Origin of the sequence: Anabaena sp. UHCC 0187 (genome assembly GCF_009712035.1) — a bacterium.
GTDB lineage: Bacteria > Cyanobacteriota > Cyanobacteriia > Cyanobacteriales > Nostocaceae > Dolichospermum.
In genome coordinates this window covers 1-15,126 of the sequence record NZ_VILB01000004.1, presented here as the reverse complement: position 1 = coordinate 15,126, position 15,126 = coordinate 1, and the positions used below count along the sequence as shown (strand labels likewise).

The 15,126-nt window shown below is 35.6% G+C and carries 12 protein-coding genes and 1 tRNA gene; 10 read left to right on the top strand and 3 right to left on the bottom strand.

Going from position 1 to position 15,126, the window contains the following annotated elements:
• Nucleotides 1-122: 122 nt before the first annotated feature.
• From pstS to FJR11_RS03775, 7 genes are all read left to right on the top strand, one after another.
• Nucleotides 123-1,163 (top strand): phosphate ABC transporter substrate-binding protein PstS, encoded by a 1,041-nt coding sequence (gene pstS, locus FJR11_RS03805; RefSeq protein ID WP_168502393.1) that lies wholly within the window; start codon nucleotides 123-125, stop codon nucleotides 1,161-1,163.
• A gap of 152 nt (nucleotides 1,164-1,315) precedes the next feature.
• Nucleotides 1,316-2,308, top strand: coding sequence for a phosphate ABC transporter permease subunit PstC (gene pstC, locus FJR11_RS03800; RefSeq protein ID WP_168502392.1), 993 nt, complete (start codon nucleotides 1,316-1,318; stop codon nucleotides 2,306-2,308).
• Between the two features lie 45 nt (nucleotides 2,309-2,353).
• Complete coding sequence (gene pstA / locus FJR11_RS03795; RefSeq protein WP_168502391.1) at nucleotides 2,354-3,235, top strand: phosphate ABC transporter permease PstA; 882 nt, start codon at nucleotides 2,354-2,356, stop codon at nucleotides 3,233-3,235.
• A gap of 24 nt (nucleotides 3,236-3,259) precedes the next feature.
• Nucleotides 3,260-4,039: a phosphate ABC transporter ATP-binding protein PstB gene (pstB, locus tag FJR11_RS03790; protein ID WP_168502390.1), complete on the top strand. Its 780-nt coding sequence runs from the start codon at nucleotides 3,260-3,262 to the stop codon at nucleotides 4,037-4,039.
• 78 nt (nucleotides 4,040-4,117) lie between these two features.
• Nucleotides 4,118-4,714 (top strand): chromophore lyase CpcT/CpeT, encoded by a 597-nt coding sequence (locus tag FJR11_RS03785; RefSeq protein WP_168502389.1) that lies wholly within the window; start codon nucleotides 4,118-4,120, stop codon nucleotides 4,712-4,714.
• Nucleotides 4,715-4,835: 121 nt separating this feature from the next.
• Nucleotides 4,836-4,907: transfer RNA gene (locus FJR11_RS03780), tRNA-Cys, on the top strand.
• 116 nt (nucleotides 4,908-5,023) lie between these two features.
• Nucleotides 5,024-5,641, top strand: a complete 618-nt coding sequence (locus FJR11_RS03775) for a 2OG-Fe(II) oxygenase (protein ID WP_168502388.1) — start codon at nucleotides 5,024-5,026, stop codon at nucleotides 5,639-5,641.
• A gap of 31 nt (nucleotides 5,642-5,672) precedes the next feature.
• Here FJR11_RS03775 and brxL read toward each other — a convergent pair whose 3' ends face one another.
• Entirely contained in the window at nucleotides 5,673-6,677 is a 1,005-nt protein-coding gene (gene brxL, locus FJR11_RS03770) for a BREX system Lon protease-like protein BrxL (protein WP_168502549.1), read from the bottom strand.
• Nucleotides 6,678-6,688: 11 nt separating this feature from the next.
• Here brxL and FJR11_RS23385 point away from each other — a divergent pair, with 11 nt between their 5' ends.
• Nucleotides 6,689-10,702 carry an Eco57I restriction-modification methylase domain-containing protein gene (locus FJR11_RS23385; RefSeq protein ID WP_217358207.1) on the top strand — a complete coding sequence of 1,338 codons (4,014 nt, stop codon included), beginning with the start codon at nucleotides 6,689-6,691 and terminating at the stop codon, nucleotides 10,700-10,702.
• A 23-nt stretch (nucleotides 10,703-10,725) separates the two neighbouring features.
• On the opposite strand, the gene FJR11_RS03745 is transcribed toward FJR11_RS23385, so the two are convergent.
• Both FJR11_RS03745 and FJR11_RS03740 read right to left on the bottom strand, forming a co-directional pair.
• The gene (locus FJR11_RS03745) at nucleotides 10,726-11,559 is read right to left on the bottom strand and encodes a DUF4007 family protein (protein ID WP_168502387.1); all 834 of its coding nucleotides are present in this window, start codon (nucleotides 11,557-11,559) and stop codon (nucleotides 10,726-10,728) included.
• 254 nt (nucleotides 11,560-11,813) lie between these two features.
• The gene (locus FJR11_RS03740; RefSeq protein ID WP_168502386.1) at nucleotides 11,814-12,014 is read right to left on the bottom strand and encodes a hypothetical protein; all 201 of its coding nucleotides are present in this window, start codon (nucleotides 12,012-12,014) and stop codon (nucleotides 11,814-11,816) included.
• Nucleotides 12,015-12,135: 121 nt separating this feature from the next.
• Between FJR11_RS03740 and mnmE the strand changes: the two genes are divergently transcribed.
• Together mnmE and FJR11_RS03730 are read left to right on the top strand one after the other, a co-directional pair.
• Complete coding sequence (gene mnmE / locus FJR11_RS03735; RefSeq protein WP_168502385.1) at nucleotides 12,136-13,530, top strand: tRNA uridine-5-carboxymethylaminomethyl(34) synthesis GTPase MnmE; 1,395 nt, start codon at nucleotides 12,136-12,138, stop codon at nucleotides 13,528-13,530.
• Nucleotides 13,531-13,770: 240 nt separating this feature from the next.
• A complete protein-coding gene (locus tag FJR11_RS03730; protein ID WP_168502384.1) occupies nucleotides 13,771-14,847 on the top strand; it encodes a site-specific integrase in 1,077 nt (358 codons plus the stop codon).
• Nucleotides 14,848-15,126: the final 279 nt, after the last annotated feature.

Here is a 15,126-nt window from a genome sequence, read left to right as displayed (position 1 = left end):
TTTTTAATTTTATTTTAAACTAATAGCAGCATTTCCTTAATCTATTATTAATAATTAAAAATCAAATTAATACAAGGATGTAATTCCCTAAATAAGTATTTCTGATAACTTTAAGAGGCAGTATGGCTTTTTTATCCACTATTTTGAATCGTGTTGTTGCTACTTCAGTCATAACTGGGGCTGTTGCATTGAGTCCATTGTTGAGTGCGACTACTCAAGCTCAAACTATCAACGGTGCTGGAGCAACTTTTCCCGCTCCTCTTTACGAAAGATATGCTCGTGAAGTTAAGAAAAAACACCCCGAATTAAAAGTTAACTACCAAGGAATTGGTAGTAGTGGTGGTATTCGTCAAATCACTGCGGGAACTGTTGACTTTGGTGGTAGTGATGCAGCAATGACAGATGCAGAAATCGCTAAAGTTAAGAATGGTGTGATCTTAGTCCCCACTGCTGGTGGTGCTGTTTCCGTCGTTTATAATTTACCTGGTGTCAGCAAACTGAGATTATCTAGAGCGACATTACCAGCAATTTTCTCTGGACAAATTAAAAACTGGAATGATCCAAAAATTAAAGCAGATAACCCTGGTGTGAATCTACCAAGTCAACCGATTAAATTTGTGGTTCGCGCTGATGGTAGTGGGACAACATTCATTTTTACTAATCATTTAAGTGCTATTAATGGTTATTTTAAAGGTAGGATTGGAGCTAATACTGCACCTAAATGGACTTTACCAAACGCCCTCAAAGGTAAAGGTAATCCTGGAGTAGCAGCTTTAGTGAGAAGCACCCCCGGATCTATTGGTTATGTTGAATATGACTACGCTACTAAAAACAAACTAAATTCAGCAGCAATACAAAATAAAAAGGGAGAATTTGTAGCTCCTACTTTAGCATCTGCTAACGCAGCTTTATCCAATGTAACTTTTCCCGCTAACTACCGTGTATTTGTAGGAGATCCAGGACAAGGTTATCCTATTGTTGGTCTAACATGGATGATGGTTTACAAGCAGTATTCCAATCCTGCGAAAGCTGAAGCTGTGAAAAAATGGATTAACTGGGTTCTCAAAGACGGTCAACAATTTAATGATGACCTCAACTACACTAAAATACCTAGTGATGTTGTAAACCGTGTGCTAAATACAGTAAATAGCACCGTCAAATAATTTTCAAAAAGAAAGGGAATAGGGAACGGATAAACGATTCGTTCCGCTGATTTCTCCTTGTATAATTCAACTTAGAGTATTCCTAGAAAGAAAATGCTCTTAATTCTGTCTGAAGGTTGGTAATTTCCACTTCCATAAATTTTTTATTGATCATGGCTAATTTATTTCAATCTCAGGATGATAGTTCGCCTAGTTTAAGTGAAGGAAATATTGATTTAACATCCACTGGTGGCGTTAACTTTTGGTTTGACAAAGGATTTACATGGCTAGTATATAGCTTTGCTAGTATTACTGTACTCATCCTATTTCTGATGACTTGGGTGATTTTTAAAGAAGCAAAACCAGCTATTAATGAATTTGGATTAGGCTTTTTATGGGGTCAAGATTGGGATACAGGCGCAGAAATTTTTGGTGCATTACCTTATATTTATGGAACTTTAGTAAGTAGTGCGATCGCTATTTTATTAACTATACCTGTAGGCATATCCATAGCTTTAGTCACCAGTGAAGACTTCTTACCCAATTCAGTCAAAACAACCCTAGCTTTTGTAGTGGAATTAATTGCAGCTATCCCCAGCGTCATTATTGGTTTATGGGGAATTTTTGTATTTATTCCCATTATCGAACCCCTAGAAAATTGGTTAGGTAAAAACTTTGGATTCATCCCCCTATTTAATACCGAATACCCAGCCGCTAATAATATGTTGACGGCGGGAATTATTCTGGCAATTATGATTTTGCCGACGATGGCAGCTATTTCACGCGATGTATTAATTGTTATTCCTAAAGAGTTACGTAGCTCATCTATGGCTTTAGGGGGAACTCGTTGGGAAACAGTTTTTCGGGTTTTATTACCAGCAGGATTTTCGGGAATGGTCAGCGCAGCCATGTTATCTCTGGGTAGGGCTTTAGGAGAAACAATGGCCGTAACTATGGTAATTGGTAACTCTGCTCAAATTAGTTTATCTTTGCTAGACCCAGCATATACAATTCCCGCTATTTTAGCTAATGAATTTGCTGAAGCTGGTGCAGGATTACATATTGGATCATTAAGTTATTTAGGCTTAATTTTATTTGCTTTAACTTTAGCTATAAATATTATGGCTGTATTAATAGTGGAGTGGGTTGGTAAAAAGAATAGATAAAAGAAAGCAGATTTTTCCCACTGACAACTGATAACTAAAATTAATATGAGCGATTCTCTCAATTCAGAAATAGATCAATCCATAGCGGCTGAATTATATCAGCCTTTACCCACGGCAAGGCAAGTATTTACATACTTAATGAATGGGATTGCCTTTGGTTTGACGGCGTTAGCACTCCTGCCATTATTATCCATATTGTGGGCAATTATGTCACGAGGACTTTCTGGCTTCAAGCTAGAAATGTTATTTAGTCCTTTAATTGAAAATGGTTTTGCTAATGCTATTCTTGGTACTATACTTATGGTAGGTATCGGTGCATCACTCAGTATTCCACTGGGGGTAATTACAGGAATATTTTTAGCAGAATTTAGTCAAACCAATCCATTTACACAGTATGTTCGGTTTATTACTAGCATTATTACAGGTGTTCCTTCCATTGTCGTGGGAATGTTTGCTTATGGTGTAGTTGTTTTACTAACTAAGGGATTTAGTGCGATCGCTGGGGGCTTTGCTTTAGCTGTAATTATGCTACCAGTGATAGTATTGACAACAGAAGAGGCTTTAAAGCTAATTCCCGTTCCCCAGCGTCTCGCTTCCGCAGCTTTGGGAGGAACTCGTTTTCAAACTACCTTTCGTGTTATTGTTAGTTCGGCTATCCCAGGGATTACTACGGGTATTTCCTTAGCTATAGCCCGTGCTTCTGGCGAAACAGCACCACTACTTTTTACCGCTTTATTTAGTCAGAATTGGTCAGATAGTTTATTGAGTCCCACTGCTTCGTTACCAGTATTGATTTTTAATCTGTATAATAATCCTGACCCAGCAGTAAACCAATTAGTGTGGACTACTTCTATAATTCTCCTGACTTTGGTTTTGTTTTTCAGCTTACTGTCTCGCTTAATTGCCAAGAAAAGTAAGGTTAACTAAAAATTTTCTTTTGTATCTTCAATCATGGGTAATCTAACCACTGCTATCAAAGTCAAAAATCTTAGCTTTTACTACGGAAACTATAAAGCTATTGAAGGGATATCATTAGATATCTATAAAAACCAAGTTACGGCGTTAATTGGTCCTAGTGGTTGTGGTAAATCAACATTCATCAAAACCATTAATCGAATTAGTGAATTAGAAGGAAAAGTCAAAGTTGAAGGTCGGATAGAATTTTTTGGTCAAAATATCTACGATTCTCGGATTAATATTAATCGTCTGCGTCGAGAAATTGGCATGGTATTCCAAAAACCAAATCCTTTTCCGATGAGCATTTATGAAAATGTAGCTTATGGTGTAAGAATTGCCGGGAGACACCCGAAAGTAGTATTAGATGAAATTGTAGAATCTGCCCTGAAAGGTGCGGCTCTATGGGATGAAGTTAAAGATAAGCTAAATCAATCGGCTTTAGGTCTTTCTGGGGGACAACAACAACGTCTCTGTATCGCTAGGGCTTTAGCAGTTAAACCCAAGGTTTTACTAATGGATGAACCTTGTTCAGCGCTTGATCCGATCGCTACTATGAAAGTAGAAGAATTAATTCATAAATTGCGAACAGAATTCACAATTGTGATTGTTACCCATAATATGCAGCAAGCAACTCGCGTTTCTGATTTTACTGCCTTTTTTAGTACCGATGAAAGTCGCATTGGTCAAATGGTGGAATTCGGGGAGACTGGTCAAATCTTTCGTAGTCCTCTAGATACTCGGACTCATGACTATGTTTCTGGACGCTTCGGTTAAATATATGAGAAAAGCGTAGTTTGAGGGTAATCAGGATTTAAAATCAATAGGATTCCTAATCCAAAATCCAAAATTGGTATGACTCATTCTACAGATATTACTACCTTAGCCCGGTGGATGGCGGCTGATTTTAGCAATCAAGCCCAAGTTTTCGAGAATCCGGCTTTTTTTGCCCATATTCGTGTATGTATGCGTCCCCTTGATTGGGGAGTATTATCAGGAGTAAGTTTGTTTGTGGAACAAGCTTATGACTATATGCTGAATAAGCCCTATCGGGTGCGGGTGTTACATCTGACGACTGTGGGGGATAAAATCCATATTGAAAACTATACTGTCAAGGAAGAAAAAGACTTTTACGGTGCTTCCCGTGATTTACCAAGGTTGCAAAGGTTAACCAGCGATCGCTTGGAAAGGCTTTGTGGTTGTAACATGATTGTAGAGTGGACTGGTAACAAGTTCAAAGGTACAGTCGAGCCTGGAAAGGGCTGCATTGTCATCCGTGACGGGCAAAGAACCTATTTAGATAGTGATTTTGAACTTGATGGTGAACAGTTCATCAGCCGCGACAGAGGGCGAAATCCCGACACAGATGAGCATATTTGGGGTTCTGTCGCAGGGCCATTTTACTTTACGCGCTGGGGGAATTTTGCCGAAGAGGTGAAATTAAATCCCTAAGATTCACGGGAGGACAGGCTTTGGGTCTGTCCAGTCCATGAAAAAAATGAATATTCAAAAAAATTTCTCCTAGATGGTGCAAATTAGGAAAAATGGTGCTACTATTAGTAATTGTGAGTGCGGCGACATAGCCAAGTGGTAAGGCAGAGGTCTGCAAAACCTCCATCCCCCGGTTCAAATCCGGGTGTCGCCTTTATTTATATTGTCTGAGTCAGAATATACGGTTACTGAGCGAAGTCGAAGTAACTGTAAATCTTGATATGGCTTGCGCCACGCTACGCTATCAGACGAGAATTAATTTAACTGACCGTGAAATACTATCAACAACATCCTAACGCCTTTCCTCTTCAATATCTCCAGGACTTGTGGGGAGAAATCCAAGCTTGTCCCTATTTTGCTATTAATAACCTTAATCGAGATTTTATTAATACTAAAGGCTTTTCTGTAGTATTTCAGCGTCAGGGTTTAGCAGAAGTTACCCAAAAATTTCCCTATTTCAAGCCTTATTTAGATTTGGCACTTTTGCCTAATTGTAATGCTTTTTATCTGAATCCTTTACTCCTCAAAGCAGGTTCGCGCGTTGACCCCCATATTGACAGGTCTTTGCGTTCCTATTGTAAAACTGTTGAACCACCTGCATTTGTAAGCGTGCTTTATGTGCGCGTACCAGAGGAAATGGAGGGGGGAGAATTGGTGCTAAAATCGCAAAAACGCCAAGTTGGACAAGTTAAACCGCAAACCAATTCTTTAATTTACTTTCAGGGTGATTTAACTCATTCTGTAAATGCAGTGACAACTGTGGGAAATCGCTTAAGTCTTGTGTGTGAACAGTATTGTTTGAGTGAAGATGAACTTGAGGAAATACCACAGTTTACATTAGAATCTAGGGCTAATCAAGGGAATGGGAAAAAACAACGGAAGACTTAGTATTATTAGCTTTCGTCTTTAAATTTAAAAATCATTTAATATCAACATAAATATCTTTTTCAGATTGCTTAAATTCATCATCAAGATTATATAATAAATTACGAATTTGTTGACGAAGTTCTCTCGCAGGTTCTAAACAATCGCGTTGATAATCTTGTAAAGTTAATTGAAGATGAGGATAAAGTAATTTGAGAAAACCTGATGCTGTTTTGAGAATTGCTTGTTGATCTCTAATGGTAGTATGATGATCAAATTGAGTATGTTGTTGAGCATATTGGTAAAAACTCCCATCTTTTCTTAAAGATAATAATGCTTCCCCAAAAAAGTCCATTTTTAAGCCTATTTGATTAGCAATCATATCTCTTTGAAATTTAGGAATTTCCCAACCAGGTAAAACACCAGCAAACCGATCTAAAAATGCTGTTTCTGAGAAGAATTTCGGTAACTTAGCCATTAAATTATATGTATCTTTAGGACGTTGATATTCATCAAGTTCAATATTACCTAATAATACTAAAGAACAATCACTAGAAATAGGAATATCAGAAAACCCTGAACGATTATAACTTCCATTCGCAAGATAGGTTTTTAATGGTCCGATAATTTCATCAGGATTATCAAATGTTAAACTTTGAATTTCATCTAAAACTACTACATCGTAACGACCTAATAAACCAACTGATTTAGTTTTACCATCAATGAATAGTTTAGCAGGAGTGATTTTACCTCCACTAATTACAGAAACTTTATTATTAATATTTTCATAAACAAAACTTTTTCCTGTTCCTTTCGGAGCTAATTCTATGAGGTGATAATTAGATTCTACTAAGGGAAGTAACCGAGTTAAAATCCAGGTTTTTGCTCGATAATTATAACTCGGATGATTGGGATTAAAACCCATTGAACAAAACATCAAATTTCGCCATTGTTCTGTGGTAAAATGAGAATGACATTCTACATATTCTTGTAGATCAACTTCCGATGATTGGAAGGGATCAAAATCAGTAACAGATACTTTAAAATTACCATTGTTCAGGAGTCGGGATCATGACAGATACACAAAAACCCAATAAACCCTTATTTTCTCAACATTATTTAAAATTTCGGATTCAAGAATTACCAGAATGGCAATTAGATATTACCTCAGAATTTGAGCAATTAAATAAACTCTATTTTGCCAAAAAAGCCATTTTACCCACATTAAACGAATCCCAAACAGAAGAAGAGTTTATTAAACCTGTATTAAAAATATTAGGGTTTAAATACATTACTCAAGTAGTCACTCGTGGAAAAGGTAGATCCCAACGTCCTGATTATGCCTTATTTTCTAACACAGAAACAAGAGATATTGCTTACACATTACAAACTAATGAAACTGCTTTTTATACTCAAGTATTAGCCATAGCAGAAGCTAAATATTGGGAAAGACAGTTAAGTAAAGTTTCTGCTAATGATAAGCGGGATATTTTCAAAAATGAAAACCCATCTTTTCAAATTTCCAGTTATTTAACAGGTACAAATGTTGATTGGGGAATTTTAACCAATGGGAGAGAATGGCGGTTATATTATCGGTTAGCGTCTTCTACTGCAACAGAATTTTATCCCATTGATTTGGTAGAATTATTAGAAAGTGAAAATGTAGATAAATTAGAAAACTTTAAATATTTTTGGTTATTTTTTAGACGTGCAGCTTTTGAAAAAGATAGCTATAATAAAAACTTTTTAGAACGAGTCAGAGAAGGAAGTACAACCTACGCGACTCAAGTAGGAAACGAACTAAAAACATTAGTATTTGATCAGATATTTCCTGACTTAGCAGGAGGTTTTGTTGCAGATGCAGTAAGAAGGGGAAAAACCATCCAAGAAAAACAAGTTTATGCGGCAACTTTATCATTTTTATATAAATTATTATTTCTATTATATGCCGAAGCCAGAAATTTATTACCAATAAACACTGCTTACCGTGATTATAGTTTGATTAAAATTACCCAAGAAATAGCGGAAAGTGTTGATAAACAAAGAACATTGAGTCAAACTTCCACCAAAATTTATAGAAGTTTATTAGGTTTATTTGAAATAGTGGATAGAGGTGATGCAGCTTTAGAAGTACCTCGTTATAATGGCGGTTTATTTCATTTTGATTTTCATGAAAACCAAGATATTAAAGATTATCCAGATAATCATTTTTTGTATGAACATCAATTATCAGATGCAGTGTTAGCACCTGCTTTAGATAAATTAGCAAGGTTTGAAAAATTACCCATTGACTACAGCTTTTTAGGTGTGCGACAATTAGGATCAATTTATGAAGGTTTATTAGAATATCGAGTAGTTGTTGAAGATGGAAATACGGTAAAAGTCCATTTAGAAAATGATAAAGGTGAACGCAAAGCTACAGGTTCTTATTACACACCAGATTATATTGTTAAATATATTGTTAGTCATACCCTCAAACCAATTTTAGCAGAGAGAAAACAAAGGTTTGCTGATTTAATGACGCAAATTAATCAAGTTCAAGAAAATTTCAAGGATGGTAGGTTAGGTGTACAAAGTCGCAACGGTTTACAAAAAGATTTACAACGTTTAGAAAGAACTGCACAAAATACACTGTTAGATATTAAAATTTGTGATCCAGCAATGGGAAGCGGACATTTTTTAGTAGAAGCAGTTGATTTTTTAACTGATGAATTAATCAATATTTTAAATGAATATCCTGAACATAACCCTGTTTTGGAGATGTTAGAAATTACCCGCAATAGTATTTTAGAGAATTTGCAACAACAGGGAATTACTATTGATGTCAATAAATTAGAAGACACTCAACTTTTACAAAGGGTGGTAATGAAACGCTGTATTTATGGTGTTGATTTAAACCCGATGGCGGTAGAATTAGCAAAGGTGAGTTTATGGTTACATTCTTTTACAATTGGCGCACCTTTGAGTTTTTTAGATCATCATTTACGTTGTGGAAATTCGCTTATTGGTACAACCGCAAAAGAAGCGGAAGCGAAAATGCAACAAGAGAAAAGTGGCCAATCTGGTTTTCAAGTAAAACAATCTGCTTTTCAATTAAATTTATTAACTGGTCCATTTGTGGGGTTATTGCGTGCTGCGGAAATTATGCGCGGTGTGAGTACGTTAAGTGATGCAACTTTTGCGGAAGTGGAAACTAGCGAAAGGTTATTTAAGGAATTTGATAAGGCTGCGAAACCTTATAAACGGTTATTAGATATTTATGTTTCTAAATATTTTGGTTTGAAACGTGCTGATCATTTTTTACGGGTTTATGGTACAAATGCGATGACTACTAACCCTGAAAAGATGAACGCTGATTATTTGCGGCTTTCTTATCCTGAAATATGGATGGGTAAAAATGATATATTCTATTTCTTCTTCAAACGCGGAATTGATATTGTAAAAAATAACTGTTATTCATCTTTTATTACATCACGCTACTTTCTTGAAGCTCATTTTGCGAATAGTTTAAGAAATTTCTTGTTTCAAAATACGCACATTCAAGAAATTATTGATTTTGGTAATTTTGTAGTATTTGAAAATCTGGGTATTAAAACCTGTATAACAGTTTTACAAAAAATAGCACAACAAACCAATAAATTAGAAGAAATAGTACGTTTTATTCAATTAGAAAGAGAAATCAAATTACAAGAAGTTGAAGATTTATTAGATAATAGTTCTATATCTGAAGATTTTGCAGAAGTTGAACAATCAAAGCTGGAATCTGATAATTGGAATCTTGGCTATTTGAAGAATATAAAAATAATAGATATTATTGATGATAATTGTATACCTTTAGGTGAAATAACATTCATTGGACAGGGAATGCAAACTGGATCTAACGAAGTTTTTATAGTAGATGAGAAAACAGTCAAAGAATATGCTATTGAATCTAATTGCATTAAAAATCTAATTAAAAATCAAGATATTAAACAATATAGTCTAGATTTTAGAGATTTGTATATTATTTATCCTAATGATTTGGATGAATTAAAATGTGATGAAGGAGTTGGAAAGTATTTACAAGAAAAAAAGGATATTTTAACATCTAGAGCAGCATATATTAGAAGAAACTGTGAATGGTTTAAGTACACTTGGCCTCTACATAAAGACAAATATCATCTACCTAAAATAATTGTCCCATATATTGCACCAGAAAATAGATTTGCACTTGATGAAAAAGCTGAATACATTAGTTTAACTGACACAACTGTTATTTTTCCTATTCCTGAAGTAGAACTTGATATTAAGTTTATCCTTGCGCTTCTTAATTCTAACCTTCTCAATTATCGTTATCGCTTTATTGCTAAACCTAAAGATTATCGCTATGAATATTTTGAAAATACACTAAAGAGAATACCAATTCCTAAAATCTCCTTTATCACTCCCCCAGAAAAACATCAAGAATATTTAGAAAACACAATTAACCTTTACCAACAATTCCAAAATAATCAAAATGCTGATATCTTACTTACTCACATTATTCTTCACCTTAGTAGTAGTAAAGAATTAGTGATTGTTTTTTTATATCCTTTACTTATACAAATTGGTTTACACCAATTAGGATCATTACTTCTACAGAATTTCCATCATATCCACCAACAACCATCAGAAGCAGATGTAATTCATGATTTCCTCGCATATTTAGCCGAACAAATGATAGAATTAAATAAACAAAAACAAACAGAAATTAAAGGCTTTTTAACATGGTTAGAGAGATTAATCGGTACTGAAATTGACAATCTTACCAATAAATCGAAAATTCAAAATTATTTAGGTGATTATTATAAACAAAAACAAGGAGATAATCATTTAACCTTAGATGAATTAATTGATATTCTCAAGAAAAATAAGAAGAAAATCAAAATTGATCTTACCACCAGAAAAGAACAGGAAACATTAGGTAAAGAATATCAATCAAGTTTAAATATTCTCTTACCAATCAAACAGCAACTGCAAAGATGTGATTGTTTAATTGATGAAATAGTTTATTTGTTGTATGGGTTAACAGAAGCAGAAAAAGCGATCATTGAGGGTAATCTCTAGGTTTTATATCTACAAATGATAAATTATTGATTGTTACCATAAGCTTTTTCTAATAATTTGATAGGTTGATCCCAACGACGGATAATTTGATAAGGTGAAACTGTGCGTCTTTGTTCAATAATTCCCAAAGATTCCATCCTATTCAGGTGTTGTTGTAAAGTTTCAGATTGAATACCTAAAACGGGGATAATTCCCATCTTTTGGGAAAAAATATCATCAGTTAATACAGAAGTTTCCTTGTTAAAATCTCGTTCCCACAGTTTAGCTAGGAAATAACCTATCAAATAAGAATTAGGAAGTTTAGAATTCCCTGTTTGATATGTATCTGGTTTGATTTCTTTGATAAATTGACAATTAGCTAATGCTTGTTCTTGAGTATATGCTTTTAAAATATACTTAATTCTTTTAGGAATTTCTTTATCTAGTTCTTCAAATATAGGAATACTATTTTGAAATAAATCATTTTTAGTGAAAGTTGAATTTTCAGGAAGAAAAGTATAAATAAAATAAGTCCACCCTCCCCATTCAGCAGGATTTTCTGGGATTTGCTTTAAACCTTGAGTACCAAAACTTAAATAAAAGTGCATTAACCAATCAGTAGTAATTGATTTTAAATAAGGATCATGTTTTAAAACTATTTTTCCTTCTGGACTCAAATAATTATCTTTAACTAAACCTGCTCTAATTGACCAACTTTTAATTTTACCAACTTTTGCATTACCTAACCCTGTTCTGGTCATGAGATTTGCTAAAGAATCTTTTAAACCTTCTTTCTCAGCAGTAGCGTCAAGTATTCTCTTAATTTCTTCTTTTTTGAGAGGAAAATTACCGTTGAAATGTAGTTGCATCTTAGCCATAGTCTATCAAGTATTGAATAATATGAAATTTTCAGTGATTTTACTGAATAAAAGTCAATTCACTCTAAAAACTGCTAGTTTTCGTTGACTGAGATTGTAATATTCTCAGACCTGTTTGAGTGCTTGTGCTGGTTTTAGTATAGTGTCTATTATAACGTTATAAATAGTCGAGCATAAAAATAAGTGCAAGCAAAAGCGATGTTTTGCTTGATAACTTCGGATGTTGTTAACTTGTCTAGCCAAATTCCAGGTTATTAAGAATCTTCTGGAAACACCCATTTAGGTGGTTCTGTCATTTTTTTCCGCAATCTTTCTTCAGCCATTTCTAGCATTTTGTCTAGGGAAGTTTCTTCAATAAACTTTGAAGTTGATTCTCTAAACTCGATATTGGGACACTTATCACCTAAAACGCAGCCGTTAACACAGGCTTCAGCACAGTTAATTTTTTGCTCCACAGTTAATTCCTCTCTAATTTAGGTGTATAAAAATTTTACCTAATTTTTTCCTTAAACTATTGTACTGTAAGGGTTTAACATTAAGCTTGACTCGCCCTTCTGAATTTCTCAAAAACTGTCCATGTCGGAATTATTGGCTAACACTGGAACTATTGCGGCGATCGCTACTGCTGTTGTCCCTCAACAAGGTAGTGTAGGTATTGTGCGGGTTTCTGGTGATCAGGCAATGGCCATCGCTCAAACCCTATTTTATGCCCCAGGGCGACAAATTTGGCAAAGTCACCGCATTATTTACGGTTATATCCGTCAACCCCAAACCAAGCAAATTATTGATGAAGCTTTATTGCTAATCATGAACGCCCCCCGTTCTTTTACTCGTGAAGACGTGGTAGAGTTCCATTGTCATGGGGGAATTATGGCGGTACAACAAGTATTGCAATTATGCTTAGAAAATGGCGCAAGATTAGCCCAACCGGGAGAATTTACATTAAGAGCATTTTTAAATGGTAGATTAGATTTAACCCAAGCGGAAAGTATCGCCGATTTAGTGGGAGCAAAATCACCTCAAGCTGCTCAAACGGCTTTAGCTGGGTTACAGGGTAAATTAGCCCAACCTATCCGCAAATTACGCGCTAACTGTTTAGATATTTTGGCAGAAATTGAAGCTAGAATTGATTTTGAAGAAGATTTACCACCTTTAGACGAACAAAGAATTATTGCAGACATTGATCAAGTGACGGCGGAAATTAGCAAATTATTAGCCACAAAAGACAAAGGTGAATTACTGCGAACTGGTTTAAAAGTGGCCATAGTTGGGCGGCCAAATGTGGGAAAATCCAGCTTATTAAATGCTTGGAGTCAGAGCGATCGCGCTATTGTCACAGATTTACCAGGAACAACTCGCGACGTGGTAGAATCGCAGTTAGTTGTGGGCGGAATTCCTATCCAGGTGCTTGATACAGCCGGGATACGGGAAACAGCAGATCAAGTAGAAAAGATTGGTGTAGAGCGATCACATCGGGCTGCTAGTGCCGCTGATTTGGTATTATTGACTATAGATGCTGCCACTGGTTGGACTCCAGCAGATGCAGAAATTTATGAACAAGTTAAACACCGTCCGGTAATTTTAGTCATTAATAAAATTGACCTAATTTCATCAGCAGAAACAGAAAACCTGAAATCCAAAATCCAAAATCCAAAATCTAAAATTGTCACAGCCGCAGCGATAAATCAAGGAATTGATAGTTTAGAAATAGCGATTTTAGAAATAGTTCAACAGGGAAGAGTCCAAGCCGCAGATATGGATTTAGCAATAAATCAACGACAAGCAGCAGCTTTAACAAAAGCCAAGATTGATCTAGAACAAGTGCAATTTACAATTACCGACAAATTACCCTTAGATTTTTGGACAATTGATTTAAGAGGAGCAATTCAAGCATTGGGAGAAATCACCGGTGAAGAAGTCACAGAATCAGTCTTAGATCGGATTTTCAGTAGGTTCTGTATCGGGAAATAATAGCTAGGCTTTAGCTGTGACTGAAAATAAATTTCCCATTTTTCCCCAAACCTCTTGACTTAATTCCGGTGATCTGTGCTATCATGGTGGAGTTATGATTTTTCGGGGTTATAGCGCAGTTGGTAGCGCACCTCAATGGCATTGAGGGGTTTAAGAGGGTTTAAGAGCTAGAAGCCTGATTCTTTGGTTAGTTGAATAGAAGTGCCTTCATGCAGTTTGCATAAACTTGCATAGAGGGTAATGAAAGAACTTAAAGTCAGAAAGAATGGTAATAGATGCCTGCTGAGGTGGACTTACCAAGAAAAAGATTATTCCCTAACTTGGGGAAAGTGGTCTGATAAAGTAGAAAGGGCAAGGCTAGAGTATTGTGGTAAGTTAATATACCAGGATTGCCTTTTAAATCAGTTTGATACCAGTCTTAATAGGTACAACTTGTGGCTACAAGGAATCACTTACTCCGGTAATGGTGACTCAAAGCCTGCTGAACCGAACTTCCCTCCCTTGGTTTCCTTACTTGAAGAGCGTCTTGTAGAAGCCTATAACAATGCTGATTTTGCTTTAATAAAGCTGATTAAAGCTTATGGGAAGGAAATTAAGACTAAAGTAGATGCCAAAGCTTTTATGAAATGGCTATCGGATACTAGAGAACTAAAACCCTCTAGTAGAAAAAGATATCTAGCTATTCTGCAAGCAACTCGAAGAGACATATTTGGGGAACTAGAAGTAAAGGTTCCTCAAACTCCAATGGCTAAACCATTCACAAAAGCTGAGGTCACAAGGATACTGGCTTATCTTCGAGATAGTAAACATTACTCCATCTATCATGACTTTATACTTCTACTTTTCAACACAGGGCTTAGAACTTCTGAAGCTATAGGTTTGCAGTGGAAGAATATTGATCTGACCAAAAGAGAGCTGCACATCTATGAATCTCTAGGCAGAAGTAAAGGTAGTAGCAACAGGAGGGAGCGCAAGACTACTAAAACTGGTAAATATAGGGTTGTACCAATTAACAACAATGTTTATCAAATGTTAATTAAAAGACCTAAAGGAGGTAAGGATGAGTTGGTATTTACTTCTTTAAAAGGTCTACCGATAGATGACCACACCCTAAGTCAAAGATGCTGGAGAAATACTCTCAAGGCTTTAAATATTGAACATAGGGCTTTATATACCACTAGGCATACATTTGTTAGCCACTGTGTTGATAGCGGGTTAACTGTGGCTGAGGTTGCTTCAATTACTGGGCATAACCCTAAAGTGCTTTTAGATCATTATCTGGGTTCTGTGAAGAAATCTCACCTACCTGAATTATGATCTCATATTTCTCTTTTTTCTCTAGAACCTTAAATAAGGAAACAGAAAATGGAAGACCCAATTCTTATAGAAATGGCCGAAGACATAGAGGCTTGCATAGAGGAGTTATCTTCAACTGTGAGACTTATAACGCTAGTTGACACTTACCTCAAAGAGACCCCAGAAATCGCATTAAGGATTGCCTCTGAGAGTCTTAATGATACTTTCTCTAGCGTCTACAAAAGGTTAGATTCCCTGCAAATAAGCCTTAGTCTGCACAGGAGGAATAGATAAGAACCC

Coding starts and splice junctions, on each gene's coding strand:
- pstS (WP_168502393.1), top strand. CDS start 123: ATGGCTTTTTTATCCACTATTTTGAATCGTGTTGTTGCTACTTCAGTC.
- pstC (WP_168502392.1), top strand. CDS start 1,316: ATGGCTAATTTATTTCAATCTCAGGATGATAGTTCGCCTAGTTTAAGT.
- pstA (WP_168502391.1), top strand. CDS start 2,354: ATGAGCGATTCTCTCAATTCAGAAATAGATCAATCCATAGCGGCTGAA.
- pstB (WP_168502390.1), top strand. CDS start 3,260: ATGGGTAATCTAACCACTGCTATCAAAGTCAAAAATCTTAGCTTTTAC.
- FJR11_RS03785 (WP_168502389.1), top strand. CDS start 4,118: ATGACTCATTCTACAGATATTACTACCTTAGCCCGGTGGATGGCGGCT.
- FJR11_RS23385 (WP_217358207.1), top strand. CDS start 6,689: ATGACAGATACACAAAAACCCAATAAACCCTTATTTTCTCAACATTAT.
- FJR11_RS03745 (WP_168502387.1), bottom strand. CDS start 11,559: ATGGCTAAGATGCAACTACATTTCAACGGTAATTTTCCTCTCAAAAAA.
- mnmE (WP_168502385.1), top strand. CDS start 12,136: ATGTCGGAATTATTGGCTAACACTGGAACTATTGCGGCGATCGCTACT.
- FJR11_RS03730 (WP_168502384.1), top strand. CDS start 13,771: ATGAAAGAACTTAAAGTCAGAAAGAATGGTAATAGATGCCTGCTGAGG.